The 14192-nt window shown below is 73.3% G+C and carries 14 protein-coding genes; 3 read left to right on the top strand and 11 right to left on the bottom strand.

The window, feature by feature from the left end; genetic code table 11:
* The 5 genes from ACJ73U_RS45990 to ACJ73U_RS45970 all read right to left on the bottom strand — a co-directional run.
* The coding region (locus ACJ73U_RS45990) for a hypothetical protein (RefSeq protein ID WP_407784121.1) at nucleotides 1-995 on the bottom strand (995 nt) is incomplete at its 3' end.
* Between the two features lie 106 nt (nucleotides 996-1101).
* Complete coding sequence (locus ACJ73U_RS45985) at nucleotides 1102-2502, bottom strand: S41 family peptidase (RefSeq protein ID WP_407784120.1); 1401 nt, start codon at nucleotides 2500-2502, stop codon at nucleotides 1102-1104.
* Between the two features lie 83 nt (nucleotides 2503-2585).
* On the bottom strand, nucleotides 2586-3230 hold the full coding sequence (locus tag ACJ73U_RS45980) for a response regulator (protein WP_407784119.1): 645 nt from the start codon (nucleotides 3228-3230) through the stop codon (nucleotides 2586-2588).
* Nucleotides 3227-4330: a sensor histidine kinase gene (locus ACJ73U_RS45975; protein WP_407784118.1), complete on the bottom strand. Its 1104-nt coding sequence runs from the start codon at nucleotides 4328-4330 to the stop codon at nucleotides 3227-3229. Before ACJ73U_RS45975 ends, ACJ73U_RS45980 begins: the two co-directional genes overlap by 4 nt.
* Nucleotides 4331-4558: 228 nt before the next feature.
* Entirely contained in the window at nucleotides 4559-5323 is a 765-nt protein-coding gene (locus tag ACJ73U_RS45970) for a PIG-L deacetylase family protein (protein WP_407784117.1), read from the bottom strand.
* Nucleotides 5324-5509: 186 nt separating this feature from the next.
* On the opposite strand from ACJ73U_RS45970, the gene ACJ73U_RS45965 reads away from it, so the two are divergent.
* Together ACJ73U_RS45965 and ACJ73U_RS45960 are read left to right on the top strand one after the other, a co-directional pair.
* On the top strand, nucleotides 5510-6256 hold the full coding sequence (locus tag ACJ73U_RS45965; RefSeq protein ID WP_407784116.1) for an ANTAR domain-containing protein: 747 nt from the start codon (nucleotides 5510-5512) through the stop codon (nucleotides 6254-6256).
* A 64-nt stretch (nucleotides 6257-6320) separates the two neighbouring features.
* Nucleotides 6321-7133 (top strand): ANTAR domain-containing protein, encoded by an 813-nt coding sequence (locus ACJ73U_RS45960; RefSeq protein ID WP_407784115.1) that lies wholly within the window; start codon nucleotides 6321-6323, stop codon nucleotides 7131-7133.
* A 152-nt stretch (nucleotides 7134-7285) separates the two neighbouring features.
* On the opposite strand, the gene ACJ73U_RS45955 is transcribed toward ACJ73U_RS45960, so the two are convergent.
* Nucleotides 7286-8740, bottom strand: a complete 1455-nt coding sequence (locus ACJ73U_RS45955) for a DUF2254 family protein (RefSeq protein ID WP_407784114.1) — start codon at nucleotides 8738-8740, stop codon at nucleotides 7286-7288.
* 496 nt (nucleotides 8741-9236) lie between these two features.
* On the opposite strand from ACJ73U_RS45955, the gene ACJ73U_RS45950 reads away from it, so the two are divergent.
* Nucleotides 9237-9428, top strand: coding sequence for a hypothetical protein (locus ACJ73U_RS45950; protein ID WP_407784113.1), 192 nt, complete (start codon nucleotides 9237-9239; stop codon nucleotides 9426-9428).
* Between the two features lie 128 nt (nucleotides 9429-9556).
* Here ACJ73U_RS45950 and ACJ73U_RS45945 read toward each other — a convergent pair whose 3' ends face one another.
* The 5 genes from ACJ73U_RS45945 to ACJ73U_RS45925 form a co-directional block, all read right to left on the bottom strand.
* Nucleotides 9557-9709, bottom strand: coding sequence for a hypothetical protein (locus tag ACJ73U_RS45945; protein ID WP_407784112.1), 153 nt, complete (start codon nucleotides 9707-9709; stop codon nucleotides 9557-9559).
* Nucleotides 9710-9891: 182 nt separating this feature from the next.
* Entirely contained in the window at nucleotides 9892-10179 is a 288-nt protein-coding gene (locus tag ACJ73U_RS45940) for a hypothetical protein (RefSeq protein WP_407784111.1), read from the bottom strand.
* Nucleotides 10180-10191: 12 nt separating this feature from the next.
* Nucleotides 10192-11319, bottom strand: coding sequence for a glutamate--cysteine ligase (locus ACJ73U_RS45935; RefSeq protein WP_407784110.1), 1128 nt, complete (start codon nucleotides 11317-11319; stop codon nucleotides 10192-10194).
* 121 nt (nucleotides 11320-11440) lie between these two features.
* Nucleotides 11441-12163 carry an alpha/beta hydrolase gene (locus ACJ73U_RS45930; protein ID WP_407784109.1) on the bottom strand — a complete coding sequence of 241 codons (723 nt, stop codon included), beginning with the start codon at nucleotides 12161-12163 and terminating at the stop codon, nucleotides 11441-11443.
* 631 nt (nucleotides 12164-12794) lie between these two features.
* Nucleotides 12795-14156: a serine/threonine-protein kinase gene (locus tag ACJ73U_RS45925; RefSeq protein ID WP_407784108.1), complete on the bottom strand. Its 1362-nt coding sequence runs from the start codon at nucleotides 14154-14156 to the stop codon at nucleotides 12795-12797.
* Nucleotides 14157-14192 lie beyond the last annotated feature (36 nt).

The raw sequence follows: 14192 nt of genomic DNA, 5'->3' as shown, positions 1-14192 counted from the left end.
TAGGTGGGTTCGTAGTAGACCTGCCAGTCCAGGACGGCGGAGGTGAGTTCGGCGCGCGTGCCCAGGTGGAGGACGTGGTCGCAGAGGTCGGCGACGGTCTTGCCGGCGAGGCTCTCGATGAGTCCGGGCGGGTAGACGCCGGGGCCGAAGATGTCGGTCGCCGGCAGCGTGCCGTAGGCGGTGTGCCGGGCGGGCGCGACAGCGGGTCGTGGCCATCCTGCGACGGTCGCCTCGACGGCGGCGGTGCGACCGGCGGCGACCACGGCATGCGTGTGCACGACGCTGACGCTGCCGGGGTGGCGCTGCTCGAGCAGCGCGGTCACGGTGTCCGACGGCTTGGGAAGGCGGTAGAAGTGCAGCGGACCGCCGACCGTGACGCAGCGCCGCCCCCTGTCGACGACCTCGCGGGTGATCACGTCCGCCCAGGTCTGGTTGCGTTGCGGGAGCAGCGTGAACAGGTCGTCCGGGCCGGTGACGCTCGACCAGTCGATCGGCGGGTCGGGCAGCAGCACCCGCAGCGGCCGGGGCCTGCCTCCGTAGAGGTTGATCGCTCTGGCCAGGCTGAACACTCGTTCCAGAGCCGGGAAGTCGCCGTTGGCGTTCGGGCTCTGGGTGGTGTCGCGCCAGGCCCGCTGCAGGTCGGACCTGCGGACGAGGTCGCCGGAGACGTAGGCATCGGCCACGCTCTGGTGCCGCGAGTTGCCGAACTCGACCACGACCGCGTCGACGGCGTGGAACCGCGGGTGTTGCATGAGCACGGCGAGGAAGTCCCAGGTGTCCTGGAGGTGGTGCACGCCCTCCCCGAGCGCGACGACCGGGGTTGTCGCGAACAGGTTCAGCAGGCCGTCGACACCGGGTCGAGGTTGCCCCGGCCGGGGGTTCGGTGCCGCGCTCGCGCTGCCGGTGACTGCGGCCGTGACTGCGGCCGTGATTCCGGCGGCGGCTCCGGCGGCCAGTGCCCCGCCGAGGAGGGTGCGACGTCGTAGGGATGTCATGCGGTAAGCCTCGTTCGGGTGGGAAGTGGACCGCGACGGGCGAACGTCGCGGCCCTCCCGCACGCATCGGATGACAGTGCGTGTCGTCTGTTCGGACGACACGCCTCTACTGGGTGAGCACGGTCGCCGCCAGCGCGACCGCGGGATCGCGGCCGGCGGACAGGTCCCCGGCGGTGGTCGGGACGTCGTGGTCCGGGGCGACGCCGATCCCGTTGATGATCTCCCGGTCGGCGCCCAGCTGGTGGCGGTCCGGCAGCCCGAGGACGCTGCCGTCGTCGAGGAGGTAGGCGGTGGCCGCGCCGGAGACGATGCCCGCGGTGCGGGTGCCGACGACCGGGCCGATGCCGAGGTCGTGGACCGCCCCGGCGAACGCGTCGCAGGCCGACGCGCACTCGCGGTCGGTCAGCACGACGACGGGCAGGCCGAGCAGTGGCTGGGTGTCGTCGGTGGTGTTCGGTCGGCAGTCGGTGTAGCCGGTGGCGCAGTCGTAGCTCCAGGTACGGCCGTGGACGAAGGCGGCGAGCAGTCGTGCGACCTCGAGCGGGCTGCCGCCGTGGTTGCCGCGCAGGTCGAGCACGACGCCCGTCAGCCGGCCGAGGTCCGCGACGGCCTGACGGACCTGGTCGGCGGCGCCGCCGCCGAACCCCCGGAGCGCGACGTAGCCGACCTGGCCGGCCAGCACCCTGCTCGTCACCTGCCGGGTCGCGGCCGGGTCGGGCTGGTAGAGCTCCGGGCGCAGGCTGACCGTCCAGACACGGCCGGTCACGGGCCGACGCAGTGTCACCCGGACGGTGTCCTGCCGGGGGTACTGCTGGGTCAGTGCGCGGATGACACCGGGTGACGGCTCACCGCCCGCGAACGGCGCCGACCCGTCGACGGCGGTCACGACGTCGCCCGGACGCAGTCCGGCGCGGGCGGCCGGGCCGCCGAGGACCCGCGTGACGAACAGCGGCGGCACCGCGGAGGCGGGCGTCGCGGTGACGGAAGCGGCGCTCGGCGTCGTGTCGAAGCCCAGCCCGTAGCTCTGGCCGGGTTGCGCGCCGGGTGGCAGGACCGGTCGCTGCCAGAGGATGTGGTTGTCGTGCGGTGCGGCGAGCAGTCCGCGCAGGGCGGCTTCGGCGAGCGGCTGCCGGAGTGCGGCGGGGAGCGGGGCGACGACCGCCTGGTAGCGCTCGCGGAAGGCGCTCCAGTCGGCGTCGGGGTCTCCGGTCAGGGCCGGCATCGTGGCCGTCGCGGTGTCGATGCCGCGACGGTGCAGTTCCTGGGTGAGCCCGGCGAACGCACCCGCGAACAGCGTCGACCCCGCGCCGTCGACGTAGTGGTCGGCGATGCAGAAGTAGGCCTGCCCGATCGTGTCGACCGTGGTCGCGGTGAGCGGCGGCGGTGTCGGGGGCAGGGTGCTGGTGCAGGCGGCGGGCCGGGGCCCGTCGGCGGTCGCGACCGCGCTCGTCGAGCCGAGGAGGACGATCGCGACTATCCACAGTAGACGGCTGGTGGTGGAGGTCATGGTATGAGCGTCGCGTTCGCGCCGGACGGGCCGCGAGGTTCCACCGGCCGACCACTCGTGTCGCCCGTTCGGGGGACGCGGGCTCAGTCGATGGTCGGGAGCGTGATGAGGCGTTGCGCGAGGGCGGTGGTGACGGCGGCGGTGCGGTCACCGACCTGGAGCTTGGTGAAGATCCGGGTGAGGTAGGTCTTGACCGTGGCCTCGGAGACCGTGAGCGCGGCGGCGACGTGCCGGTTGGTCGCGCCGCCGGCGACGAGCGTGAGCACCTGCCGCTCGCGGGCCGACAGCGGTTCGAGCCGGGTGGCGCGGTGCTGTCGGACCAGCGTGGTGGCGACCGAGGGCGTCAGCACCGACACCCCGTCCGCGACGGCGCGGATGGCGTCGAGCAGGTCGTCGCGGCCGGTGTCCTTGAGCAGGTAGCCGAGCGCGCCGGCGGCGACCGCCCTGGTGATGTCGGCATCCGAGTCGTAGGTGGTGAGCACGAGGACGCGTGGTGGCGACGGGAGCGCGCTGATGCGGGCGGTCGCGGCCACCCCGTCGACGCCGGGCATCCGCAGATCCATGAGGACGACGTCCGGTCGCAGTGCCGTGACCAGCTCCACGGCGGCGGCGCCGTCGGCGGCCGTCCCGACGACGAGGAGGTCGTCGTGCGGTTCGAGCATGGCCGCGATGCCGTCCCGGATGACAGCGTGGTCATCGACGACGAGAACGCGGATGGGTTCGGTCATGGGTCCTTCCCGGTGGGCAGGACGGCGGTCACGGTGGTCCCGGCACCTCGTGCGCTGGTGATCGACAGGACGCCACCGACGGCCCCGACCCGTTCACGCATGGTGGCCAGGCCGAACCCGGCCCCGGGTTCGGCCGAGTCGAACCCCTGGCCGTCGTCGCGGACCGTCACGTGCAGGGCGTCGGCCCGGTGGTCGACGTCGACGACCACCTCGGTGGCATCGGCGTGCTTGCCGGCGTTGGCCAGCGCCTCCTGCACGATCCGGAGGGCGACGACGTCGACGCCGGGACGCCCGGTCCCGCGCACGGTCGGCCGGGCCGGCACCCCGGTGACCTCGGTGAACCGCGCGCAGACCTGGTCGACGGCCTCGGCGAGACCACCGTTGTCGAGCTGTTCGGGCCGCAACGCCTCGACAGCGCGGCGGGTGTCGACCAGGCATGTCCTCGCGGACTGCCGTGCCCGCGCGACGAGCAGGGCACCCGGCCCGTCGAGGTGCTGCTCGGCGGCCTGCAGCTGGACGAGCACGCCGGCGAGCCCCTGGGCGAGAGTGTCGTGCAACTCGTGGGCGAGCCGCTGCCGCTCCGCACGGCGGGTCGCCTCCGCGAGCTCGGCGCGGGTGGCCACCAGCTGGTCGAGCAGGTCCTGCCGGCGCCGGTTCTGCCGGCGCAGCGCCTGCACCGCACCAGCGGTGCACATCCCGGTGAGCAGCGGCAGGGCGATCCCGACGATCCCCACATAGGCAGGTCCGAAGCGGATGACAGCCCCCGGTTGCCAGCCGCCCCCGGCGAGCCAGCTCCGCAGCAGCGGCTGCGCCACCAGCGGCAACCCGGTCGCGACCACCCCGACCCCGACCGCGGCGATCCGCGGCAGCCGCACGAACGTGATCGGCAACAACCCGAACGCGACCGCGGAGAACATGGGGAACAACGCCGCCCCCATCCCGGCGACGACGCCACAGGCGACCACACTCCGCCGCACGCCGACACCCAGCAGCACCAGCCCGGCGGCGACCCACCAGTCGAGACCGACCGGAAACGTGACGAGGGTGGCGAACCCGGCGACGGCGAGGGTGAGGAGATACAGGCCGTCGAGGGCGCGCACCCACTGGTCCCCGTCATCGCCCGGCCTCCACACAGCCCCCAGTCAACCCTCGACCGGATCAAGTGGGAGTAATGCCAGCCGCTCCCGTTCCTCGGGGTGGTGGTCACCGGCCTTCGTCGATCGGGGTGGCGAGGCGCTGGCGGACAGCGCCCGAGGCGAGCCGGCCCGTCCACGACAGAGTCGAGATCGCTCCCGTGGCATGGCGGCCGTCGGCGCCGGGGAGCCCGGTCAGTCCCGCGTGGCTTCGGCGAAGAACTCCGGTGGTGCCTGCAGGTCGTGGGCGCGGAACAGGACGGCGTGCTCGACGCCCATGGCCTTGCCGCTCATCGCGGTGAACATCGGGATCATGTCCTCGGGGGCGGGGTGGTCCGGGAGCGCGGCCAGGTAGGCGGCGTGCGCCTGGAGGGAGGCGACGCCGCGGCGCAGCGGCTCCCCCGTGACGTCGACGCCGTGGGTCGCGCCGGCGCCGGCGAGCCCGGGGACGATGTACCAGCGCGCGGAGTGCGGTCGCAGGTCCTCGTCGTCGACCTGTTCCGGGAAGACCCACCGGTTGCCCGCGTCGCGCACCGCGTCGAGCGTCGCGAGGCCGGCCGCGCGGTGGTCGGCCTGGTCGAAGCCGTAGGGCGTCTCGATCTCGTAGCCGGCGCCGAGTACGACGTCGGGCTTGAACCGGCGGATCTCCCGGCAGATGTCCCGGCGCAGGTCGAGGCCGTAGACGAGCACGCCGTCCGGGTGCCGCAGGACGGTCAGGTGCGCCACGCCGACGACGGCGCAGGCGGCCTGCTGCTCGGCGACACGCAGGCGTGCCGTCTCCTCGGGCGGGTTCGGCATGCCGGCCTCACCGCGGGTGAGCAGGAGATAGCCGACCTCGATACCGCGCGCGGTCCAGCGGGCGACGGCCGCGGACGTGCCGTACTCCATGTCGTCGGGGTGCGCGACGACGCAGAGCACGCGCTGGAAGGAGTCCTCGGGAAGGGCTGGCAACATCATCATGTCGGCCATCCTCGCGTGTTCGAGGACCGCCGGCCGCCATTGCGACGCCGTCGCCGCGTGGCGCACCCATGGGCCTGGCGCCACGGTTGCGTTGGGGCGCCGTGTGGTACCTATCAGTGGACACGCCGGTCAGCGGGCGGGACGTGCTCGATGGGTGGCGGAACGGAGCCGGACGATGGCCGAGGAGTGGTGAGGGTGTCGGGGCACGCGCCGGCGGACGAGGTGATCCAGCGGCTCGACGAGGTCACCGACGCGTTGGCGGAGTTGTCCCAGGTCCTGGACCAGGAGGAGGACCTGCCGGTCATCATGGACCGCGTGTGTCGGCAGGTCGTTGGCGCCATTCCCGGCGCGGACCTCGCCAGCGTGACCGTGTTGCGCGACGGCACCCCCGAGTCCCTCGCCTGGATCGACCGGCACACGCTGGCGGTGGACCGCGCCCAGTACGACACCGGTGAAGGCCCCTGCCTGGAGGCTGCCCGGTCGGGGCGGATGCAGCGGGTCACCGTGCCGGACGTGGCCCAGCGGTGGCCCGGCTTCGCCGCAGCGGCGGACAGCCTCGGGATCGGCAGCTACCTGTCGGCACCGCTGTTCATCGACGAGGAGTACCACGGGTCGCTCAACCTCTACGGCAGGCAGACCCACGGCTTCCGGGAGCTCGACGCCGCGCTGCTGGAGCTGTACACCACGGCGGCGGAGGCGGCACTGCGTTCCGCACGCCGCCACTTGCGGGCCGTTCGCCACATCGCCGAGCTGCACACGGCGCTCAGCTCCCGAGCGGTCATCGAACAGGCGAAGGGCATCCTCATGGCCGCTCGCCGCCTCTCCGCCGACGAGGCCTTCACCCTGCTCGTCGACCGCTCGCAGCGGGAGAACCGCAAGCTGCGCGACGTGGCGGAGGAGTTCGTCGACGACGTCTCCCGCTCCGACCGGTGAACGTCGCGTCGGCGCCGGACAGGTGAGCGGGTTGCCCGCCCCGCCGAACGGGTAGCCGGGCACCATGGGCAACGACGGGTGGAGCCGGGACAAGGCCGAGTTCGTCGCGCGTCCCGCGGACGCCCCGCACCCCGGCGGCGACGTGGCGGACAGTCCGCTGGCCCAGCAGTTCGCGCAGCTGACGAAGCGGCTGCGCGCCGCCGACTCGGTGGCCGACGTGCTGTCCCAGGTCGTCCGCGGTGCCGTCGCGGTCCTCCGCGACGCCGACCTGGTGAGCGTGACGTTGCGCTCGCCCGACGAACGGCTGCACACGCCGCTGGAGACCGACCCGCTGGCGAGCGAGCTCGACGAACTGCAGTACGCCTACCGCGAGGGCCCCTGTTTCGAGGCGGCGCGCAACCCCGGCATGGCTCACGTCCACAGCCCTGACCTGGTGACCGAGGCGAGATGGCCGCGGTTCGGTCCGGCGGCCGCGGACCGCGGCTACCTCTCGGTGCTCTCGACGGCGCTGCTGCCCGACATCCCGCCACCCCGCCTGTCCGGCGCCCTCAACGTCTACTCCGCCGGGGCCGGCAAGCTCGGCGACGAGGCGACACGCGACCAGGCCCTGCTGCTCGCCACCCACGCCTCGCTGGCGCTCGCCAGCACGGAGGCGGTGCGGCTGGCCGAGCTGCGCGCAGCCCAGCTGCGCCGCGCGCTGGACACCCGGGACGTCATCGGTCAGGCCAAGGGCATTCTCATGCAGCGCCGCGGCATCAGCGCCGACGAGGCGTTCGAACTGCTGCGCCGCACCTCGATGGACCTCAACGTCAGGCTCGCCGAGCTGGCACACACCCTCACCACCCGCCACACCGAGCTCGACCCACCGCAACACTGACCGTCCCCGGCCCTGACACACGGGTGCCGGCGGCGAGCAGCGGGTCGGTCACGGCCCGGGGGCGGTAGCGCGCCGGAACGCGGACGAGTCCTTCCCCAGCAGCTCAGGAGGTTACTCCGGCGGCGAGGACACCGAGGCAAGGGAAGCCGGTGTCACACCTGGTGGGTGCTCTCCGGTTCGTCGGAGGGCTTGGGCAGCAGGCGGCGCGTGGCCTCCGACAGCAGTGCCCGGACTTCGCCGACCCGTTCCGGCGCGTGGCCGGTGTCGGCGAGGACCTGTTCCAGGTGTGCTATCGCCTTGGCGAGCGGCGGTGTGTGCGCGTGCTGGAGGACGGCGGGGAGGATGCTGTCGAGTACCTCGTCGAACAGGGCGTGGTCCTCGTGGGTGTGCAGTCGCGGGGCGAGGCCGGCGAACGCGTTCAGCGCTTCCGCGCAGGTCTGCGCCTGACTGGACTCGGCGGTGGCGACGACGGCGACGGCCAGCGACCCGAGCACGCGCTTGCTGGCCCCGTCGGCGTAGACGACCGGCTCCACCGAGGGCCTCTCCGCCCGCGCCGAGCGGTCCCGCTCCCCCGCGGTCAACCAGCGGGCCAGCAGGTCGCGCAGCGCACGGATGGCCGCGACCGCGGCCTGCGGGCTCTGCTGCGCGCTGCTCCCGGCCGACCAGGCGATGTTCTCCAGCTGATCGGTGGCGTAACCGGACTCGACGTCCACGTCACGGATGTCGTCGAGGCCGAACGCCGTGCGGACCCGGTCGTCCCACCGGTCGTCCTCGGGGTCGACGCCGACGAGCGTGGCCACCACGTCGCCGAAGACGGTGTACTCGCCGAGCAGGTGCTCCACGACGATCTCGACGTCCCCCGCGGCCCTGGCGGTCTCGGCGAGCTTGCCGACGTCGACGGTCACGACGTACCCGCTGTCGGTCACCGTGACCTTCCGCTCCGGTGCGTTCGCCGGGCTCTCCCGGTGGGCCCGGGTGCGGCCGAGCATGACCAGCTCCCTCTCCCGCGCACGCAGCGCCAGCTCGTGGATGGACCGCACCACCGACTGCGGGCGCATCTGGTCGATGGTGCCGTGGATGAGCAGCAGCAGCATGACCAGCCCGGCGACGGTCAGCACCAGCGTGACGGCCGCGCCGTACACCGGTGCCCGGTCGTCCCGAGCCGTGCCGGCGAGCACGAGCGTGAACGCGGACAGGCCGGTGAAGAACCCGAAGTAGAGCTGGTTGTCCCGGCGGCGCAGGAACTGGTCGAACACCACCGGGGTCAGGTTGCTCGCCGTCTGCTGCACCGCGAGCAACAGCACCGAGAACGTGATCGAGGTGACCGTCACGATGCTCGTCGCGGCCGTCGTGACGAACTCGGCCGCGCCGTGTGCCGGCAGGATCGCCAGTGCCAGGGACCGCAGCGGCGCGCCGTCACCCGCGGCGGCGTCGACGATCGCCAGCCCCGCACCCGCCCCGCAGAACGCGGCGATGATCACCAACGGCAGCCGCAGGAACTCCGCGACACCGCGGCGCAACCGCCCCGCATCGTGCAACCCGCCCGAACTCCGCAGCGGGTCGCGGAAGGCCGCGTCCCGCCCTGACGACCGGTCTTTTCCGCCCATGTCCCCCTCTTCGGCAGGCACTGCTTCCGGGCCGGGCTATCCGCTGTCCGGTCGCCGAAACCCTGGGGCCTGCGATGGGCCGGGCGAACGTCGTCGCCACGAGGAGAAAGTGGAGCCAGCCGTCCGCGCTGTTCACCCGGACGAGTGCCCCGAGGCACCGCGGGAAAAGAGCAGCCTCCGGCCGGACCTGGGGGGAGGCAGCGACCGGAGGCGAGATCGAGGGTCGGCGCGGCGGTCGCCTCTCGGCGAGTGGCGCGACGCGGCTCCAGCCGAACGGTATTCCGCGAAGGCGATGAGGTGAGGCCCGGGGGACACGGACCGCACCGACCATTCCTCTCAACGGCGGGGCGGCCACCGGTGTTCCCCGGGCGAGGTGTCCTCCCTCACGCCACACCGGCAGGGGTTGAGGGGATCCTCAGCGGGTAGGCCGGCTTCCCGGAGACGAGTCGCACCCCGCTCGAGATCGGGCGCGGTGCGGTGTGGGAAGGAGCTGACGGTGAGCGAGGCGGACACCACTCCCGGTTCGTGGGATGACTGGCCCGAGCAGGTGGCGCGGGAGGCGCGGTCGGCCGTCGAGTGCGTCCGCACCGGGTCCCCGGTCGACGCGATGGCGGCGCTGGACAAGATGATCGTCGAGATCAACCGGCGCCGCGCCGTCGTGGCCGAGCTGGCGAACACACTCGACTGAGACCGGCACCTCCTCCCCGGCATGGTCGCGGGGAGGAGGTGTGTCCACACCGGACCACGGCCGGCGGTTCCCCGTCCGCCACATCACCGACGGGGAACCGATCGCCCGGACGACGTGCCATGTGGACCTCAGTCGGGTGGTTCGATCGCTCCGGCCTCCTCCCGGACGTCCTGTGTGCGTGGGATGTCGCGCGGGATCACCGGTTCCGGCACGTCGAGATCCTCGATGCGCGGAACGCCTGGCGGGGTCGGGGGATCAGGAGAAAGCAGCGGCTCGGTCACTGCCGGCGTCTACCCGGGTTTTCCGCGGTCATGCCGCGGCCGAGGACCCGGCACGGGTCCCGCACGGGCGAGCAGCTGTTCACCACCTCGTGCCGGAGTTGCCACGGCGCGATGCTCGTGGGTGTCAAGGGCCGTGCGCCGAGCCTGATCGGCGTGGATGAGGCGGCGGTGTACCTGCGCGGTCACGGTCGCGGGTCGACCCGGGACCAGCGGCGGGTCGACCTGCCACCGGCCGCGGCGCACCGACGGCAGATGGCGATGCCGCTGTCGGTGGTGTCCGCGAGCCAGAGGGCGTCCACCCAGAGGACGTGCTGGAACCTGTCGAGGCGGGCGCGGTGCAGTGGCAGTCCACACAGTGTCTGGTTGGTCCCCGGCAGCCACGCGTGCACGTCGCCGCGCGGCTGCCGGAGCCCCTCCTCGTCCGTCCACTCGCTGGACGCGGCCACGGACGGTTCCTGCTTCTTCCCCACGGCGCGCGAATCTCACGCCACGTTCGCGGGCCGGCAGTCCTGGAGGGTGTGCCGGGCGAGCTCGGCGACGACGTCGGTGAGCCGGCCGCGGCGCCGGAACGCCGCCCGTTGCAGCACGGCGCCGTTGCCGTCGCGCAGCAGCGTGGTCAGCAGCTGCCGCACCGCACGCAGCTCACCCGTGCGCCGCAGCGCCGGTTCGACGTGGCGCACCAGATCCCGCACCAGCCGCTGGGCCGGCACCAGGCCCCCGGTGGTGAGGTCCAGCCCCTGCCCGGTGATCCCGTCCCGCGCGGCCCGCCAATAGGCCGCCCGCACCACCTCCGCCGGCACCGCGGCCGCCGGCCGGTCCGCCCGCTCCGCCTCCAGCGCGGTCATCACCAGCGCCCGCACCAGCACCGCGAGCAGCACCGAGCCGTCCACAGTGGCCGGCACGTCGCTGACCCGCACCTCCACCGTCGGCAAGTGCTCGGACGGCCGCACATCCCAGTAGACCATCGCCCGGTCCAGGACCGCGCCGCTCGCGACCAGCCCGTCCACCCGCGCGTCGTAGTCGGCGGCCGACGCGAAGAACGGAGGGGCGCCCGAGCAGGCCCACCGGCCACACAGGACCGAACGCCAACTCGCGTACCCGGTGTCCACCCCGCGGTGGATCGGTGAGTTGGCGGTCAGCGCGAGCAGCGTCGGCAGCCACAACCGCAGGTGGTTGCCGACCCGCACCGCGCTGTCGCGGTCCGGCACGGCGACGTGGACGTGACACCCGCACACGTCGTGCTCCGCGGCCAGCAGCCCGAACTCCGCGCCGATGCGGCGGTACCGCTCCTCGTCGGTGAACGCCGGCTCCGCGTGCTCGGCCATCGGCACACCGGACGCGACGAGGCAGCCGCCCACCTCCAGCGCCGCCGCCGCGGTCGTGGCGCGCGCCGCCAGCAGGTGCGCCCGCACGTCCTGCATCCCGGCGCACACCGGCGTGTTGGTCTCCACCTGCACCGGGGTCAGCTCCGGACACAGGTCCACGCCGAACCGGCGTGCGGCCGCGACGACCGCCCGCGCCGCCGGCATCAGCCTGCCGGTCTCGGGGTCGACGATCAGGAACTCCTCCTCGACCCCCAGGGTCGGGACAGACGCATCCGTAACAGTCATGACAGTCCTCACAGGTCCGGTCCGCGGCATCCGCGGGGTCGGGGGGCCGGCTCACTGTTTGACCGACGGCGAACGCTGAATACCACCGGGATCGAGCGGCAAACTCGCCGAACCGCCCGCCTCACCAGCGGCGATGCGTCCTCGTCTCGTCGCGGAACCAGCGCAGTGACGCGTCCAGGACGTCCGGCGGGACGCCGTGCCCGCCCCGGAACTCCCGGTACGCCACCTCGTAGCCTGCGTCGCGCAGCGCGGGCACCAGCCGGCGGCTGCAGCGCTCGACGGGCAGCACGCGGTCCTCGGTGCCGTGGCTGAGGAACAGCGCGGGGCGTCCGACCGGCGTGCCCGGAGCGGCGAAGCCTGGTGAGTACGCCAGCACGTGGCCGAAGAGGTCGCCGTTGGTGATGCCGAGGGACAGGGCGTAGGACGCGCCGTCGGAGAACCCGCCGATCGCCATCCTCCCGGTGTCGACCGGGCACCGCGGCAGGACCTCGGCGAGCGCCCGGCGCAGGAAGGCCACGTCCGGCCCGAAGCCGCTCCTCGTGATCACGTCCCACGTCCTGCCACGCGACTCCGGCACGACGAGCAACACACCGTGCTCGTCGGCCGCCTCCCCGAACAGGTCCGCCATCCCCGCGGCGTCTCCCCCGGCGCCGTGCAGGAGCACGACCAGCGGCAGCCGCCCGCCCGACGTCGCGACCGGCGGCACGTGCAGCAGACCGTCCCGCTCCGCCCCCAACCCCAACGGCGACCTGCCCACCGAAGCCGACAGCGCGGCCCCGGCCATCGGATGAGGACCGAGCCGACCGGCGCGGTCCTCGTTCGACAACCCGGTCTGGTTCCCCATGCGACAGGTATCGACCGGGGCACAGGAGCCAAACCCCCCGCCGCGCACCGCCCGCCTCGATCGGGTGATTCCCCGACTTCCTCACCCCGCCCGGGCCGGTGACCCACCTCGACGCCGGGTGCGAGGCCGTGCTCTGCACACCGCGAGCACTGCTCGGCGCGGACCTCGCCGCGGTGTTCGCGCGCCGTGCCGCACCGCCGTGGGTGCGATCGCTCGCCGACGGCGACGCCAGGGCCATGGGCGAGGTGGTGCGTGCCATCCGCGACGCGCACGACCTGCTGGTCGCGCCGCACTGGCCCGAGGTGTGCGAGGTGGTCGCCGCGGACCGCGTCGAACGCGCCAGGCAGCTCGCCGAGCACGGCGTCGGCGCGCTGCTGGAGATCCTGCCCGACGCGGGTATGCCGTGGAGAAGCGCGCTCAGGCTGATGGGCGCGGCTGCCGGCGCGGTGGGAACGGCTGCGGCTGCCGGCGCGGTGGGAACGGCTGCGGCCACCGGCCACGTGGCCTCGGCCGAGGCGGGGCCGTTCCGGCCGCCACCGGGCTCGGCGCCGCCCTTCGGCAGTAGGAGGGGCAGCGCGGATCAGTCCCCCGTGACGCCAGTCCACGGGTGGGACCGCACGGCCGGGAGAAGTCAGCCGCAGCTCACTGTCCGGCCTGGTGTCGAGGTGTCGTCGAGGCGTCTGACGAACGAGTCACCGCCCACGCTTCTGCGTCTGTCACAGGCCGTTTCCCTGTTGACGAACGGTCCGTAGTAGACGGAGTAGATGTCGGCGCCGTCGAGTCGTTGCCGCAGCGACCGGCAACCGGTCGATGGCGCGTGGAGGTACCGCGTGCCGGGGTAGGTGTCGAGGAACCCCTGGACGGTGCGCTGGTACTGGTTCGGCTTGATGGCGGAGCCGACGATGACGATGTAGCTGCCGTCGCAGGCCGGTGTGCTGAGGGGAACCGAGACTTTCAGGTCCGGTGTCGAGGACTGGGCGCCGGCCGTGTTGCTCGAACTGGACGGCTGGCCGCCGCCCCTGCCCAACGGCCAGTTCAGCACCGCCGCGGTCACCAGCGCGGCCACCACCACGACCGCCGCGGCGCCGCCGAGCCACCAGATCGCCCTGCGCGACGGTGGCGTGGGGTGGGAGCGTGCGTCCGGTGTCGGCAGGGTCGCCGGGTGCCGGGCCGCGGGACGGGTCAGGGCCTGTCTGGCCGCCGCGGCCAACGCGCCCGCGCTCGCGAACCGGTCCTCGGGGCGCTTCGCCATGCCGGTGGCGATGACGTCGTCGAAGGCGGGTGGCAGCTCGGGCCGGTGGGCGGTCGGCCTCGGTGGTTCCTGGTTGACGTGCGCGTGCATGAGCGCCAGCGGGTTGTCGCCGGCGAACGGCGGGACCCCGGTGAGGCACTGGAACAGCAGGCAGGCGAGCGAGTACACGTCCACCCGGTGCCCCACCCGGCCATCGGGCTCGAAGCGCTCCGGCGCCATGTAGGCGACCGTGCCGATCGGGATGCCGGTCCCGGTGATGTCGGCGTGCGCGGCCATGGAGCGGGCGATGCCGAAGTCGACGAGGTAGGCGAAGTCCCCGCCGGTGAGCAGCACGTTCGACGGTTTGACGTCGCGGTGCACGAGTCCCTCGGCGTGGGCCGCGTCGAGCGCGCTGGCGATCTGGCCGATCACGTCGACCGCCGCGGCCGGGTCCAGCGGACCGCTCTCGGCCAGCCGCGCGCTCAGGTTGTGCCCTTCGACCAGCCGCATGTCCAGGTACAGGTGGCCGTCGATCTCACCGTAGGCGTGGATCGGGATGACGTGCGGCTCCCGCAGCCGCGCCGCGGCACGTGCCTCCCGGACGAACCGCTGCCGGAAGTCGTCGTCGGTGGCCACGTGGTCGCCGAGCAGCTTCACCGCGACCACCCGGTCGTGCTCGACGTCGTAGGCGCGGTAGACCTCGCCCATGCCCCCACGGGCGATCAGCTCCTCGACCCGGTAACGGCCGAACCACCGGTCCACGCGCTCCCCCTAACCCGGATCCTCACAACCGGCGTG

This window comes from Actinophytocola sp. (genome assembly GCF_045807065.1).
Classification (GTDB): Bacteria; Actinomycetota; Actinomycetes; order Mycobacteriales; family Pseudonocardiaceae; genus Actinophytocola.
The sequence above is the reverse complement of the archived record's forward strand: the minus strand, read 5'-3'. Positions and strand labels throughout refer to the sequence as shown.